The following is a 15,248-nucleotide window of genomic DNA, read 5'->3' as shown; positions in this document are numbered from 1 at the left end:
TATGGCATTACTCGATTTCTTTCTCTCGCGGAAGAAAAACACGGCCAACATTGCAAAAGAACGGCTGCAGATTATTGTTGCTGAACGCCGTCGCAGCGATGCAGAACCGCATTATCTGCCGCAGTTGCGTAAAGATATTCTTGAGGTCATTTGTAAATACGTACAAATTGATCCTGAGATGGTAACCGTACAGCTTGAGCAAAAAGATGGCGATATTTCTATTCTTGAGCTGAACGTGACCTTGCCGGAAGCAGAAGAGCTGAAATAGGCCCGCTGTAAAAGCGCATTTCTCTTCAAGGCAGAGTCATCTCTGCCTTGCGTTTTTCATCCCCCTCATCCACGTTTGATAAGAGCGGCGAGTATTCTTGCTGATGCTACTCATTGCTTCCCCCCTTTACACCTTAATGCCGTTCCCCCCACACAGATCAAATTGTTTATACCTGGCTGAGTAAATAACCTTATTGTTAGTATGGGTATACTGGGTGATGATAACCCCGCAATTTCATTATTCATTGTTCTCCCATAGGATGAGGTTTCCCGCCGTAACTGGCGGGCTTTTTTTGCCGCAGAATTTTTCCTTTTAACACCCTGTAAACGAAAACTGCGCCGAAGCGCAGTTTAATCGTTGATGGTCAGAACGACCAGTTCGCACCAGCCACCGCGTTCCACGGGGATTCCACACCGGCACCATGGCTATACCCCACCCCGAGATGCCCGCTTAACGAACTGCTGAATGAGGCTTTAATACCTGCCTGATATATTCCACGTCTGCCCGACAAATCATTGACAAAATTACCGTCATTATTCACTTTCACCCGGTTATCATCGACAAATTCTTTGCGCACAGCCGCCTTCAGCCACGGCTCAACTTCCATGCCGTTCCCCAGACGCATGTTGTAACTCAGCGTTGCGCCCAGTTCACGATATATACTGCGGGTATCGACTGATTTCGATTCCATACCATTGGATAAATGATATTCGGGGTTATCAGCGGTGAACCCCGTTAACGATGCATACGGCGTCAGGTTCCAGTTACCATCGGTAAATCGCATCCCGGTTTCAATGTGACCGCCCAGCCCGTTGCTGCGATAACTGCCGTTGGCGGCTCCACCGCTGCTCATTTTACCGGCTACGTTACTTTCAAAGCGGTTCAGCTTCACGATACCGTCCAGATAGAAACCACTTTCATGTTCCCAACTGGCATAGCCGCCCAGAGAATAACTGCCCACACTGCCATGACCTCCGCGATCAAAACCGATATGTGAATGGGAATAACCCATAAAAGCGCCCAGCGTGGCAATTCCTTCTGGAATATCATTACGGCTGTCGATCCCCACTGTCATTCCGATCAGCGTCTGCTCAAACCCGGCACCCGCATCGGTGGTGACATTATTACGGGTGTTATACGTCGCCCCCCAGACATTATTGTTGTGTGGACTCGCTTTCATTATGTTCAACCGCTCGCGAATACTGTTTAGCTCAGCATCAAATACCAACGGTAATGTTGCTGCCATATTGAGTACAGCTGCCGTAGAAGGCGTGATGCGTTTCTCCGGAACGGGTGTCGGCGTTGGATCGGGAGTCGGGTCTGGATTTGGATTTGGGTTTGGGTTTGGGTTCGGGTTCGGGTTCGGGTTCGGGTTCGGGTTCGGGTTCGGGTTCGGGTTCGGGTTTGGATTTGGATTCGGATTTGGGTTTGGATTTGGGTTTGGGTTCGGATTTGGGTTGACATCATTAGTCAGGTTCCAGTTGCTGTTGCCGTCGCTTTTCAGGACATACTCATAGGTCCCAAGATCAACGAAACCACCGGTATTGCCCAGCGTAAACGACGCATCCCCTCCCCCTGTTTTCACCAGCGTCATCGCATCGTCAGACTGAGGGCTGACGCCGGTATCCTGAACAAAGATTTTAAAATTACCAGTGGCATTGTTGTTGACGACCAGTTGATCGCCCCGGGAGCCTGCAATGTTGGTATGCAGGTAGAAATTACCGCTGCCGGAAAGTTCACTGGTGGTCAGCGTATTGTAGATACCGTTAGTTGTGGCAGGCGCTGATAAATAAACATCACCGTCGTTGAGTAGCAAACTGTTTACTCTATATTCGCAGTTGCTGGTGCCTGCACAGGAATTATTGCTGTTAAGCCAGACACTGCCCCGGCTGGCAGCCGTCAGGTCGGCAAGCGTCGTATCAACGCCATTGCCGATAGTGAATGTCGCGCTATCGGTAATCCGGATCGCCCCTTCGAGTTTAACTGGCGTAACATTATCCCGTGGCGTCATTAACGACAGGCTTCCTGTCGCGCCACTGACCGATGCATCCGCCAGCGTACCTGCGTAGACGATTGCTGTCCCGCCAGCAACCTGGAGATCTTCTGCCCGGGCCAGAGCCTGAAACTCATCTTTTGACCGCCCAAGGGTATATTGCCCACCAGAGTTAACCTTTGTGGCGGAGTCCTGACCCAGGTTTTGCATTGCACCACCCTTGTCAACCGTGGAGTCACGGGCTTCGGTACCTGCTAATACCAATAAATTACCGCCATTTTCCAGCAACATATTGGTCGCTAAATTGCTGGCAATGGAAAAGGTGCCGTACTGGTGCGTACCGCTGATTTCAATACCGTTAGCCGTGCTCGTCTGGAGAGCGGCACCGCTGTTCTGGACGATATCTGTCGCTTTGCCATTATCGTTGACTGTCAGCGTTCCGCCTTCATTGATCGTTGTTTTTATTGCCTCTCCGTTAGCTGAAACTGTTTGTATTCCGCCGTCGTTAATTGTTGTCTCATTTGCCACACCCTCGACGATTTGTTCACCGCCAGTGAGCGTCGTGCCTGTCGCAGTGGCTTTTGTTTTGACGATCTCCCGACCGCCCGCATTGACCTGTGTTTTGGCGGAAGTGGTGTCTGACTCCACGGTTAACACGCCGCCATTTGTCAGCAGGATATTGTTCGCCGCACCCTGCTCGATGCTGAACGCGACGCCATCAGCGCGTGTCCCTGTGACCCGCGTCGCCCTGGTGGTTGCAACCAACGCGCCCTGACTACTCTGCTGTATCCCCGTTGCGCTGCCTTTCTCCCGCACATCGAGTATGCCGCCATTGTTAAGTCTGGTGGTATATGCTACGGCCTCCTCGTGGACAATCAGCTTACCGCCAGCATCAACGATGGTATCTACCGCCGAGGTTTGAGCTACGACCGTCAGTTGGCCGGTATTTTCCAGCACAACATGCTCAGCCCTGCCTCCGGTAATAGTGAAGTGAGATGACCTCTGGTATCCATCAATATCAGTCCCCGCGCCCGTGTTGGCAACTAAAGCACTCCCCGTGTCCAGGTAAACCCCATGTGCGATACCGCCGGTATCGACAATCAGCGTGCCTCCGGCACGAATATTGCTGCCAGTTGCCGTACCTCCTTTCTCAACAACCTGCTTGCTCCCGGAAGAGATATTTGTTGTGTCAGCTTTCCCGCCGCTCTTGATATTTTGCGTGCCACTGTTGATATTAGTTCCCGTAGCAATACCATGATTATAAATATTCTGTGTACCGCCATTAATTATGGTATTAGTCGCGTTCCCGGCAACATCCATGGCCCCGCCGTTATCTATTCGGGTCGCATCAGCTTTAGCATTCGTTAAAACTGACATTGTTCCTTTATCGTTAATTATCGTCCCTGTAGAAATTCCTCCCTCACTAATTGTCTGGCTGCCACCGTTAATGACTGTATTATTAGCCTGCCCCTGATAAGAGCCATGACCAGATACCTCTTGATGTCCACCAGTATCAATAACACTTCCATTAGAAATCCCGCCATATACCTCCTGATTGCCGTGATTGATGATATGAGCATTATTTGTTGCACCTCGTTCATCTACTCTTTGGCTGCCGTCTACAGTCTCATCATTTACAACGCCAATAACATTAGAAGTGAAGGCCGTCATCCCAGGCGGGGCATATATCATGGCAGCTATCAATAAGGAAAGTACTGAGCGGTGAAAATAATAGCGACTGATTCTGTTCATAAATTTCATCCTCTGAAAAATGAATACTGAGTACTGAGTAGCGTCTAAGTAACCTAAGCTCGGCTGCAACATCAGCCCGCAGGCACCAGACCAGGGGATTCATCCTGAAGAGACAGCGCAGGTGTATTGTGTTCACCGCTCACCAAAGACATCATGATGAAATGATGATATCCCGCATAAGAAAGAGGCATTTTTTAAACGCAATGCGCTGAAGTGTAGTTGGATAAAAAATCACTCTTTTCAGATAATACTGTCGTACGCTTATCTTTCGACAATGAGGCCGTCGGCAAAATAAAATGACTAATGTAATCGTTGCTGATGAATATCTTCTGCTCACATAAAAATCACACAATAATATTGATAAATCAGATTATCTTACCTTTACAACATTGCGTTAACAGTCAATGACACTTCTTGAATAAAAATATTGTCAATCAATGAGTTATTCCTCATTTAAGATTATTCTCATTCACGTAAAAAACATAATTCCTATCATCACAGCCACGCTCATTTTGAATTATCTGAATAATAGCGAGCGTTCTTTAGTTAAGCAGATCTTAATTGAAGACGAAATTATTGTGTGTGCAACTTACTTAATACCGGACATCTAAGTTGAAGAAAAAAATACTTGCCTTCGGGCTTATCTCAGCATTGTTCTGCTCCACGCCAGCGATGGCGGATATGAACCGCACCACGAAAGGTGCATTGCTAGGCGCAGGCGTTGGTTTACTTACTGGCAATGGTGTTAATGGCGTACTGAAAGGTGCAGCTGTTGGCGCTGGTGTTGGTGCAGTAACAGAAAAAGGCCGCGACGGTAAAAATGCGCGTAAAGGTGCAAAAGTGGGTGCCGCCGTTGGTGCTGTCACTGGCGTTCTGACCGGCAATGGCCTCGAAGGGGCGATTAAAGGTGCCGTGATTGGCGGTACGGGTGGTGCAATTCTGGGTAAAATGAAATAAGGAATGATGATGAAAAAATTTGCTTTACTGGCGGGTCTGTTTGTTTTCGCACCAATGACCTGGGCGCAGGACTACAATATTAAAAACGGTTTGCCGTCAGAAACCTATATTACTTGCGCAGAAGCCAACGAAATGGCAAAAACTGACAGCGCACAGGTTGCAGAAATTGTTGCGGTAATGGGTAATGCCAGCGTTGCCAGCCGTGATTTAAAAATTGAGCAATCTCCGGAACTAAGCGCCAAAGTGGTAGAAAAACTGAATCAGGTTTGCGCTAAAGACCCGCAAATGCTGTTGATCACGGCAATTGATGACACTATGCGTGCTATCGGCAAAAAATAATATTTAATATGTTACCGCGTCGATGAATTCGACGCGGTATTTTAGCTAACGGGGATCAGAACTTATATTTCAGGCCCACCATCATTGCGGTGTCATTGTAGCCATTATCACCCAGCTGCACGCCCACATTACCCCAGACGCTGGCCGCCGAATTCAGATTGCCATTTACGCCAAGTTTAATTTCCCCCAGATTACGCGCCCCGTCTTGTTCAACTTTCACACCGTTCATTGAGACAGCAAAATCTTTACTGTTATGGATCCAGTTCATTTCAACAAAAGGTTCAAAGTCGTCACCGTGCGGACCGCTGTTTTTCTCCTGAGTACGAATAAAGGTGCGGAAGCCGAGTCGGGTCTGGATGTTGTTATTTGCGTCATTCTCAATACGTGAGCCATTGGCTTCCGTGTGCGCATTATGATCGACGCCCATCCAGATAGCCTGTGCCTGTGGCTGGAAGATCCACGTATATTTCGCCGCTTCCAGACCAAAGGATTTATTCAGGGCAAAACCGTAACCCGCTTCCAGCGAGACGGTTGCACCTTTCGCGCTATAGGATTCATAGGCTAACTCATCCCCTTTCACCGAGTTTTTAAACCAGCTATATTGCGCCCAGGCGTCAATGTATGCGCCTTTTTTACTGATGTCATCGGCAAACCAGGTGGCATACAGCCCTGCGCTATAGCCTCTGACACTCCCTTTCGAACGATAATCCGACACGCTGGAATGAGTTGAGTTGTAGTCGCGGGCATAACCAGCCATCACTCCCAAACGCCAACTGTCACTGTCGGTAAAACCACCGGTTAACAGATCGGCCCCTAACTGCGAGACGTAGCGATGCGAGGTCGTTCTCAACTGTCCGTTGCTGTCACGCCAGGCATTATGCCCGCCAACTTGACGTAGCCAAAGCCGGCTTGAACGCTCCTGTTCAGTTACAGGATCGATGTAACGCGTTTCACCTGCACGATCGTTCAGACGCATAACAAAAAGAGTGTTAGCGGCTGCCAGGTTGGCGACGTAACTTCCAGCTTCGGGGCGCAGGACGGGGGTAGGCGTTTCTGTTGATTCTGAATTTCCCTCTGAGCTGTTATCCTCCTCATTCACTGACTGATAACTTGTCAAATACCAGTTTTTGCCTTGTTGTTTTAGTTGATATTCGAAAGCTCCAGCTGCAATCCTTGCATCACCTTGTCTGAAGGCATCTGCTGGAGATTCATCGCCATTCACAGTTATGAGTTCGATCCCATTTAGCGTGGCCGCGCCGCTTCCTCCAGCATTTTTCACATAGACGGTAGTTGACCCCGAAGTATTACCCTCAACAATAAGTCTGTCAGTAGCCGATTTATCATCACCTAATACGGTGCGGATATTAAGCTGACCATTATTACCGACATAATTACCTTTTACGGTTAACGTTTTTCCCTGGGTAAATGTTTGACCATCATCATACGAAAGATTGATAATACTGTCTGAATTAGTCAGATGGATAACAACGGAGTCATCTTTCATATTCCAGATTGTGTTTTCTGAAAGCTTCAGTGTAGTTGTGCCGCTAACGAGTTTAGTCGCTCCATTTAGAGTAGAGTCGGACGAAATTATGTTTAAGCCACCTCCAGTATTATTAACCAGAATATTATTACCAGGCGTGATAATACTTCGATTAAGGATGCTTACATCCGTTGTAGTTTTGTTAACATCAATACTATCCAAAGCACTTGAAAGTTCGACACTTGATAGTGCTATTTTGGCTTGAGAATCGATATTTGATGCATCAATTGATATTCCTTTATCTTGTTCTGATACCGCGGTGACATTGGAAAAAAATAACTCTCCACCATTGTATATTTTTGCAATGGGGGCTTTAGTGCCTTTTGTTGTAATAGAACTATTTTTTATATCAATGTTACCTTGTCGAATAGCAACTGCATAACTTCCATGCTCCCCGGTTTCAAGTGCCACATAATCTAAATTAATATATGCTTTTTCCCCATTAGCATAAGCACCATAGCTATTAGTGCCATTAGTTGTTATGGAACCACCATTCATTTTTAAATCAGCACGGCTAATAACTTCGTAACTGTTAGAATCACTAACTTCATCATCTACAGCATCGACACATGTTCGAGACTCTCCAGGACTTGAACATGCAAGAACACCTACTGCATTTTCCCCATAGGTAACAATGTTCGTTTTATCTGTGGTTTCAAGACGGGTGTTATTTTCCACAATCCCAGAATCATTAACCTGACTTAAAAGTCCCGCTGAATATGCCCCCCTCGTCTCGACTGAATTATCACCATTCATAACGATGGTGCCACCAAATTCACTGACTACTGCGCTGGCTGTTATCCCTCCATTAACATCTTGGTTATTTCCTTTGTCAGATACGCTTCCAGAGGTCTTAATATCGCTATCGCTTATATATAATACTTTGTTATGACTATCAACAGAAATACCATAAGATCCATCACCACTAGTCATCACACTGGCATTATTTATATATCCAGTTACACCGTCATCCACTTTCACAGCATGGCTTTCGTCTTTAGTGGTTAGATACTCTCCATTACTTATCGAATTATTATCTTTGATTTCAATCGGCGATTCTTCATCAGTTATATAGGAAAGTATACTATAATCATCCAACAATTGTGTTGCATATGCATTACCCACCGCCAAAGCAATAAGTCCTAAACTAAACCCGGGGAGTTTTTTCAGTTTCATAGATTAACCATCCATTCATTGGATTAACAAACATTCCTGGTCAAATAACCTATGAGTTCAGATTACCAAAACGGAGGGTAAAGACAAAAACAAAAGCACAAAAAATTTAAATAGATAAACAGCGACAATATATAAATGATAAATAAGGCGGCATTATCATTTTTCACCTTATTTTCATGACATTGATCACTTTGGGGTGACGATTTTGTTTAACAAATAACTCTTCGACATCAAAATTATTAATAGTTGCCATAGAAATTATTTCGATGATATATAAAACCAACTGTGATAACACCAGGGTTGACAACTATTTGCGCAATAATTCCTTTCCTTCAATGATCCAGGCGTTCACTGTCAGCACCCCATTCAGCCGCATACTGACAGTGAGAAACTGAAAGATTATTGCTGATCCCTGTGGCTGACGAGTCTTTCCCTTAATCGATTAATCAGATTGATCGCCAGCCAAACAAGGGCATTAAGCAAATTTATCGTCACAAGCACTTCTCCCAGCCCGGTACTGGGTTTTGCAATAAGGATGACCAGGATAGTGATCAGCATAAATGCAATGGAAAAGATGATATAGAGAGTGAAATAATCCAGATTATTACTATTGTTCATGCTACTAATGGCAATCCTGTCAAAACTTTCAAACAATTATAGCAAACAAAATAATGAACAATAGTAACAAGAGGCAACGAGCTAATTAGCTGTCTATAATTACACCGCACTATGGCCTTACTGATCGATTTTTACTCAACCACAACCTTCACCTTCGGTTTAGAAAGGATAATTTTGACCAGGTCGATGTATGTTACCGGTTTATAGAAATAATAACCCTGCTGAAATGTGATATTATTTTGATTCAGATAGTCAAGTTGTTCTTTCGTTTCGACACCTTCAGCGACGATACTGATCGAAAGTTTACGCGCCAGATCCAATACACAATCCAGAATCCGAGTTGATTCTGGGTCTGCGTTTACGCGGCCAACGAAACTGTGATCAATTTTGATATAATCAATATGCAGGTCATGCAGATAAGAAAGCCCTGAGTAGCCAGTACCGAAATCATCCAGCGCGATGACAAAACCATTTTCATGCAGAATGTTCAACCGCTGAACCAGACTTTCATCAACATTTAATGGCTCACGCTCGGTAACTTCCAGAACGAGGTTTAAATCGCGACGGGTAAAACTGTCACGGTAATTTAAGCACTCGTCGACAAATGTCGGCGAAATAATATGCGAGGCGCTAAAATTAATCCCAATATGAAAACCTTCCGGCAGTTTACTCGCGATAGCGTTCATCTGTCTGGCAACCTGATTCATCAGGCTTTGCGTAAGCGGAACGATTAATCCGGATTTTTCAGCAAGTGGAATAAATGCCGCGGGTGATATATATCCACCGTGAGGTTGTTTCCAGCGGGCTAACACCTCAACTCCCCGCAATGTCCCTTCCCGACCATTTACCACAGGTTGGTAAAATGGGACGATCTCCCCATTATTTATAGCCCGTCGCAGGATCTCTTCAGGCGTTGCGCTTTTATTGAAATACCTATCAAGCAGGAAGGCAGCGGCGCAGGCGATTAACAGAATAAATATCAAAATCCCAAAGCCTTTATCGATAAGTCTGTAGAAGCTAAAGAGTGGCGGCGGGTTAAAGATAATAGTGAAATGATATTTTGTGGAGTGAACCTTCTCGGTATAGGGATAGTGTCCATTAAGCGTCATCACATCACCCGTAGGTCCAATAATGTCATCTGCCACGCGTAATACATACCTTACCCCTTTCAAGGGTACATTAAGCGCCCCGCGAATATGCTGATCACTTATCGTAACCAAAATGCGCGTATCTGCAAATTGGCTCTGATAGAGCAGGATAGGTAATCTATTAACGGTGTCGATTGCCGGAGCCAGCAGTAAATTACTGTCCGGGAAAACAGGAATACGAGACAGTAGGACCCGATTCCCCGGTAAGGATGTACACCAGACCGTTCCCTGTTTGAGAATGATGATTGTGCGCAGGTGAGGTTTCAGAGCTGCTTCAGTGCCAAGCTGATATTGCTCCTCGAGGTCGCATTCCTTCCCGGCAATGTTAACCGCCGTTTGAGTCGCCTGTGACGCTTCTTCAAGTATATGATTGATATTGTTGGCTGCATATCTTGCTCCCGCCAGGTACTCTGCTTTTGCGGAATACCAGAGCTGGATGTTCAAAATAGTGACACCGGTTATAAACAAGCATATCGCAATGAAGATGGGTATGAGTGTATTGCGCATTTGCTTGTCCCGGCCAAAGGGTTTAATACATGAAAATGCCATTCATTCGCTCGCACTGGCATCTACAGAGAGCATGGTAGAGAGCATAAGAAATATCCACGCCGAAGATAAAATTTTCTCCATCTTCATCTAACCTATTAATTATTGAGCACAATGTAGTCAGAATTAAACAAATTAGGTGGGATATCAGGCGTCAAGAATGGAAAACGAGCGCTCTCCATTCCTGTTTGCCCCCTGATATTGCGGATATATTAAGAAAGCATAACGCCTGAAATGCTCACTTTGCACCAGCATGATGATACAGCTGATGTTTATTCTATAACCTTACTCAAGTTCTAAGAGAGCACTGATTCCCTGTCATTAATAATGATATCCGTTAGTGTAGTCTTATGCATTTCAATGTACTGCAAGATTTGCAGATAGAGATCAGAAAGAATCACACTAGTTTCATCTTTTAAACGCAAGCGTAAAGCCTGATCAATAATATGACTATCAACATACCCGTGCGTCATGAGCACCTCCCTCTCGAGATTTTTAAACAAAGCACATTGAAAAATAAATCTCTCGGGGATTGAATTATTCATGTCAGCCTCGTAGGAATATTGACCCAATAAAATTATGCTGTGTATAGTCTAAAGCGACAGACAAAAATAAGATGACTGAGTTTTCTATAAACTTATACTTAATAATTAAAAGTTACATATCATCAGCTGTGTATCGCAACACGATTTCCAGTGTTTTTCTAATCACATCAGCTTTGAGAATATCACTTGTTGTTTCCAGAGAGTGTATCAGACTTAAGATAATATTTTTATTATTAACATTATCGCCTGAAAGCATTAAATTGGTCACAGCCTGCCCTAACACAGCTGACTCTTCTTCTAACAAATTACCTGAACTACGAAAGTAGCTTGATAACGCTTTATCAGTTATTGCATTATGAATTGTAGTATCTTCAAGCATGGTAACCTCTCATCTTACTTATGAAATTTTAATGTATTCTGTTTATTTTCTTACCATTGAACATACTTTTATTGTCAGCTATCGCTGTTCTTCTGTTTGGCTCTCCTGTATCACTGTTGCTAAAATCACGAATTATGCTGTCAATTAAATCTCGTCGGAAAGCATTTTCCTCAGCCGATTTCATTACGAGTAATTGCTTAATAAGAGTCTGTAACGAAAAATTTATCTTCATGCGCAGTATATGGAGCACCGCCTGGCCAGTAATTTCATATTTTGTACTTTCATTATCAGATGTCTTCATAACGACTTCATAGCTAACCTGTTAAATAATCAGGCTGTTGCATTATTCAAAAAGCAACCCAATTAGTGCATTATAATGTTTCTGTTCCTCTTCCCCTGTCGCTTGTTCCAGTCGGCATAGAAGTTTGGCACAAAGCGACTTTCGACTCAGATTACGTCCATCTTTCAAAATCTCAGTCACAATTTCCCCGAGAGTTTCCTGCTGAGTAGGCAAGTTAGCTTTTGCAAAGTAACGAGTGATTGCTCCCGCAGAATCTAAAGTCACTGAATTTTGATGCATGCTACGCCTCTGTTAAAAATGTTAATCAATGTTAAGTGAGGTAACAATAGCAAACTTGTACGAAATATGTGTACAGAATGATAAATTAATTTTTTGCATTTAGTGCTAATACATATAAAACAACAGGTTATGATAAAAAATATTGCATCATTTAAATGACAACCTATACAAGAATTTTCGCCAACTCATCTTCAACTTTTTCCATTTTTTATCAATGTAAAGAAACAGTTATGTTTTGGTATTAAAAGAAAGACACCGGAAGATATGTCTGTTACCGTCTTACTCTCGCCTCTCCCATTACCCTGGACAGTTAATGCTTACCACCCTTATTTATCGTAGCCATATACGTGACGACGAACCTGTCAAAAAAATCGAAGAAATGGTTTCGATAGCAAATCGCAGGAACATGCAGTCTGACGTAACAGGGATCTTACTGTTTAATGGATCTCATTTTTTCCAGCTTCTGGAAGGTCCGGAAGAACAGGTTAAAATGATATATCGGGCTATATGCCAGGATCCACGGCACTATAATATTGTTGAGCTGCTGTGCGATTACGCGCCTGCTCGCCGTTTTGGCAAAGCGGGAATGGAATTATTTGATTTGCGCCTGCACGAGCGAGATGACGTTTTACAGGCCGTATTCGACAAAGGCACATCAAAATTTCAGCTAACTTATGATGACAGAGCGCTACAATTTTTTCGTACTTTTGTCCTTGCAACCGAACAAGCAGCCTATTTCGAGATCCCTGCCGAAGACTCCTGGCTTTTTATCGCTGACGGATCTGATAAAGAACTTGATTCCTGTACCCTTTCACCAACTATAAACGACCACTTTGCCTTTCATCCTATTGTCGATCCCTTATCGCGGCGGATAATCGCTTTTGAAGCCATTGTGCAAAAAAATGAAGACAGCCCGTCAGCTATAGCGGTTGGGCAGCGTAAAGAAGGGGAAATCTATACAGCGGATCTCAAAAGTAAGGCGCTTGCATTCGCGATGGCACACGCACTTGACCTCGGTGATAAAATGATTTCAATCAATCTATTACCTATGACCCTGGTTAACGAACCTGACGCAGTCTCTTTTTTACTTGATGAAATAAAGGCCAATGCTCTGGTGCCTGAACAAATCATCGTTGAATTTACTGAAAGTGAAGTCATATCTCGGTTTGATGAGTTTGCAGAAGCGATTAAATCGCTTAAGGCTGCCGGTATCAGTGTAGCAATTGATCATTTTGGCGCAGGTTTTGCCGGTTTGTTACTCCTGTCACGCTTCCAGCCTGACAGAATTAAAATCAGTCAGGAATTGATTACCAATGTTCATAAAAGCGGGCCACGGCAGGCAATTATTCAAGCGATCATAAAATGCTGTACATCACTTGAAATTCAAGTCAGTGCTATGGGCGTGGCAACACCAGAAGAGTGGATGTGGCTTGAATCCGCAGGAATTGAGATGTTTCAGGGAGATCTGTTTGCGAAAGCTAAATTGAATGGTATCCCTTCAGTTGCGTGGCCAGAGAAAAAATAATTTTCAGCATATTATTTCACATGATTTCAGTAAATCATCGTGAAAATGAATACGTTATGTTTAAATTTAATCCACATTAAAAATAATGTTTCATTCAATTTAGCTGAAATCTTATTTATACTTTGTACAATTTTAGCGTATATTGTACAAAGTATTATTGGGTCGTGTACAGGCGACGGAGATTTGTGACCGCAAGGAGGAATTGTGGCTTATTACAGCATTGGTGATGTTGCTGAACGTTGCGGGATTAATCCTGTCACTCTCCGGGCCTGGCAACGCCGCTACGGTTTGTTAAAACCACAGCGCAGTGAAGGCGGACACCGACTCTTTGATGAAGAAGACATACAACGCATCGAAGAGATCAAGCGTTGGATAAGTAATGGCGTCCCTGTAGGCAAAGTTAAAGCATTACTGGAAACCACCAGCCAGGATACGGAAGATGACTGGAGCCGCCTGCAAGAAGAGATGATGTCAATTCTTCGTATGGCTAATCCTGCCAAACTACGCGCGAGAATTATTTCACTGGGTCGAGAGTACCCAGTAGATCAATTGATTAATCATGTTTACCTTCCTGTTCGCCAGCGTCTCGTGCTTGATCACAACACCTCCCGCATTATGAGCAGTATGTTTGACGGCGCATTAATTGAATACGCAGCAGCCTCGCTTTTCGAAATGCGCCGTAAGCCCGGTAAAGAAGCCATTCTGATGGCGTGGAATGTTGAAGAGAGAGCACGATTGTGGCTGGAAGCATGGCGTTTATCATTGTCAGGATGGCACATTTCTGTTCTTGCTGATCCCATTGAAGCGCCGCGCCCGGAACTGTTCCCAACGCAAACATTGATTGTCTGGACAGGCATGGCACCAACGAGAAGGCAAAACGAACTTTTACAACACTGGGGTGAGCAAGGTTATAAAGTCATCTTTCATGCCCCCTAATTTCACCTTTATCCCGCCCCTTAGACAGAATCTTATAATCTGAACCCACAACAGCGTTTGTACCGGAGCTGGTCCGTTGCAAAATGCTCACCGGGAGAATTCAGGTAATCCCCCTTTCACACTTTGTACATATCACAGCCAAAGGACAGACCAGATTGAAGTGGTAAAACCGATCGTGCACACTACGCAGTCTCACAACTAACAAGAGGTTATTATCCTGATGGATCAGGTTGTTGTTTTTCAAAAGATGTTTGAGCAAGTGAGAAAAGAGCAAAACTTCTCCTGGTTTTATTCAGAATTAAAACATTACCGTATTGCACATTACATTTATTATCTGGCTACGGATAACATCAGAATTATTACTCACGATGACACGGTTTTGTTATTAAGAGGAACCAGGAACCTGTTAAAAGTTAGTACGACCAAGAACCCTGCTAAAATAAAAGAGGCCGCATTGCTTCATATTTGCGGAAAATCAACATTTCGGGAATACTGTTCAACACTGGCAGACGCGGGCGTTTTCCGGTGGGTTACTGATGTTAATCATAACAAACGCAGTTACTACGCCATTGATAATACGCTTTTATATATTGAAGATGTAGAAAATAATAAACCATTAATCTAGCTAAAGTTGGATGCTTAAAAAATGCTTCATAATTCAGTAAGGCATTAGCATAATGGAAATAAAAGTGCAGAGACTATTCATATGGATGAGTAATACTATCTTTTTATTGCCACCCATAAATAATCACCAGATCAATACTATCAACTTGATATTTGAAATGTGATCACTTGACTTTTGATACGTTATTTTATAGCGGTTAACATATTTATAAATAAATATCCTCCGGCATAGCCGGAGGTTTTTCAAATGCGCCTATAAGGCTCTCTTACCAGCCGCGCCCTAACAGGCGCACACGATCTGACATTTGCATCCAACTTC

At 43.9% G+C, this 15,248-nt stretch carries 18 protein-coding genes; 8 read left to right on the top strand and 10 right to left on the bottom strand.

Annotated elements, in window-relative coordinates:
- Position 1 precedes the first annotated feature (1 nt).
- Complete coding sequence (gene minE / locus ACJHYD_RS21160) at positions 2-268, top strand: cell division topological specificity factor MinE (RefSeq protein ID WP_001185665.1); 267 nt, start codon at positions 2-4, stop codon at positions 266-268.
- 364 nt (positions 269-632) lie between these two features.
- On the opposite strand, the gene ypjA is transcribed toward minE, so the two are convergent.
- The 3 genes from ypjA to ymgJ all read right to left on the bottom strand — a co-directional run bounded on the left by ypjA (position 633) and on the right by ymgJ (position 4,350).
- Positions 633-4,013 (bottom strand): adhesin-like autotransporter YpjA/EhaD, encoded by a 3,381-nt coding sequence (gene ypjA / locus ACJHYD_RS21155; RefSeq protein ID WP_001550981.1) that lies wholly within the window; start codon positions 4,011-4,013, stop codon positions 633-635.
- Positions 4,014-4,084: 71 nt separating this feature from the next.
- Complete coding sequence (locus ACJHYD_RS21150; protein ID WP_001131446.1) at positions 4,085-4,204, bottom strand: hypothetical protein; 120 nt, start codon at positions 4,202-4,204, stop codon at positions 4,085-4,087.
- A complete protein-coding gene (gene ymgJ, locus ACJHYD_RS21145; RefSeq protein WP_071591522.1) occupies positions 4,165-4,350 on the bottom strand; it encodes a protein YmgJ in 186 nt (61 codons plus the stop codon). The genes ACJHYD_RS21150 and ymgJ overlap by 40 nt, the downstream gene beginning before the upstream one ends.
- Positions 4,351-4,450: 100 nt before the next feature.
- On the opposite strand from ymgJ, the gene ymgI reads away from it, so the two are divergent.
- The 3 genes from ymgI to ACJHYD_RS21130 are packed head-to-tail and all read left to right on the top strand — an operon-like array spanning position 4,451 to position 5,309.
- Positions 4,451-4,624 (top strand): protein YmgI, encoded by a 174-nt coding sequence (gene ymgI / locus ACJHYD_RS21140; protein WP_000122462.1) that lies wholly within the window; start codon positions 4,451-4,453, stop codon positions 4,622-4,624.
- Position 4,625: 1 nt separating this feature from the next.
- Positions 4,626-4,970: a YMGG-like glycine zipper-containing protein gene (locus ACJHYD_RS21135; RefSeq protein ID WP_000726974.1), complete on the top strand. Its 345-nt coding sequence runs from the start codon at positions 4,626-4,628 to the stop codon at positions 4,968-4,970.
- 3 nt (positions 4,971-4,973) lie between these two features.
- Positions 4,974-5,309, top strand: coding sequence for a YmgD family protein (locus tag ACJHYD_RS21130; RefSeq protein WP_000979977.1), 336 nt, complete (start codon positions 4,974-4,976; stop codon positions 5,307-5,309).
- 55 nt (positions 5,310-5,364) lie between these two features.
- On the opposite strand, the gene ycgH is transcribed toward ACJHYD_RS21130, so the two are convergent.
- The 7 genes from ycgH to ycgZ all read right to left on the bottom strand — a co-directional run bounded on the left by ycgH (position 5,365) and on the right by ycgZ (position 11,844).
- Entirely contained in the window at positions 5,365-8,028 is a 2,664-nt protein-coding gene (gene ycgH / locus ACJHYD_RS21125; RefSeq protein WP_001563811.1) for an autotransporter YcgH, read from the bottom strand.
- Between the two features lie 399 nt (positions 8,029-8,427).
- Complete coding sequence (gene ymgF, locus ACJHYD_RS21120) at positions 8,428-8,646, bottom strand: cell division-associated protein YmgF (RefSeq protein ID WP_001563810.1); 219 nt, start codon at positions 8,644-8,646, stop codon at positions 8,428-8,430.
- A 131-nt stretch (positions 8,647-8,777) separates the two neighbouring features.
- Entirely contained in the window at positions 8,778-10,301 is a 1,524-nt protein-coding gene (locus ACJHYD_RS21115; protein ID WP_001246461.1) for a cyclic diguanylate phosphodiesterase, read from the bottom strand.
- Between the two features lie 335 nt (positions 10,302-10,636).
- Positions 10,637-10,885, bottom strand: coding sequence for a protein YmgC (ymgC, locus tag ACJHYD_RS21110; protein ID WP_001065757.1), 249 nt, complete (start codon positions 10,883-10,885; stop codon positions 10,637-10,639).
- Between the two features lie 112 nt (positions 10,886-10,997).
- A complete protein-coding gene (ariR, locus tag ACJHYD_RS21105; protein WP_000888778.1) occupies positions 10,998-11,264 on the bottom strand; it encodes a biofilm/acid-resistance regulator AriR in 267 nt (88 codons plus the stop codon).
- Positions 11,265-11,292: 28 nt separating this feature from the next.
- A complete protein-coding gene (locus ACJHYD_RS21100; protein WP_000858017.1) occupies positions 11,293-11,565 on the bottom strand; it encodes a hypothetical protein in 273 nt (90 codons plus the stop codon).
- 42 nt (positions 11,566-11,607) lie between these two features.
- Entirely contained in the window at positions 11,608-11,844 is a 237-nt protein-coding gene (gene ycgZ / locus ACJHYD_RS21095; protein WP_000554146.1) for a regulatory protein YcgZ, read from the bottom strand.
- Positions 11,845-12,157: 313 nt separating this feature from the next.
- Here ycgZ and bluF point away from each other — a divergent pair, with 313 nt between their 5' ends.
- The 4 genes from bluF (at position 12,158) to ACJHYD_RS21075 (ending at position 15,093) form a co-directional block, all read left to right on the top strand.
- On the top strand, positions 12,158-13,369 hold the full coding sequence (bluF, locus tag ACJHYD_RS21090) for a blue light-responsive regulator BluF (protein WP_001522901.1): 1,212 nt from the start codon (positions 12,158-12,160) through the stop codon (positions 13,367-13,369).
- A 204-nt stretch (positions 13,370-13,573) separates the two neighbouring features.
- Positions 13,574-14,305 carry a DNA-binding transcriptional repressor BluR gene (gene bluR / locus ACJHYD_RS21085; RefSeq protein ID WP_000332298.1) on the top strand — a complete coding sequence of 244 codons (732 nt, stop codon included), beginning with the start codon at positions 13,574-13,576 and terminating at the stop codon, positions 14,303-14,305.
- A gap of 220 nt (positions 14,306-14,525) precedes the next feature.
- The gene (locus ACJHYD_RS21080; RefSeq protein WP_001522899.1) at positions 14,526-14,930 is read left to right on the top strand and encodes a DUF1398 domain-containing protein; all 405 of its coding nucleotides are present in this window, start codon (positions 14,526-14,528) and stop codon (positions 14,928-14,930) included.
- Positions 14,931-14,982: 52 nt separating this feature from the next.
- Positions 14,983-15,093: a hypothetical protein gene (locus ACJHYD_RS21075; RefSeq protein WP_019842521.1), complete on the top strand. Its 111-nt coding sequence runs from the start codon at positions 14,983-14,985 to the stop codon at positions 15,091-15,093.
- Positions 15,094-15,248: the final 155 nt, after the last annotated feature.

The organism is Escherichia sp. WS1368, assembly GCF_046487485.1.
Classification (GTDB): Bacteria; Pseudomonadota; Gammaproteobacteria; order Enterobacterales; family Enterobacteriaceae; genus Escherichia; species Escherichia coli.
The sequence above is the reverse complement of the archived record's forward strand: the minus strand, read 5'-3'. Positions and strand labels throughout refer to the sequence as shown.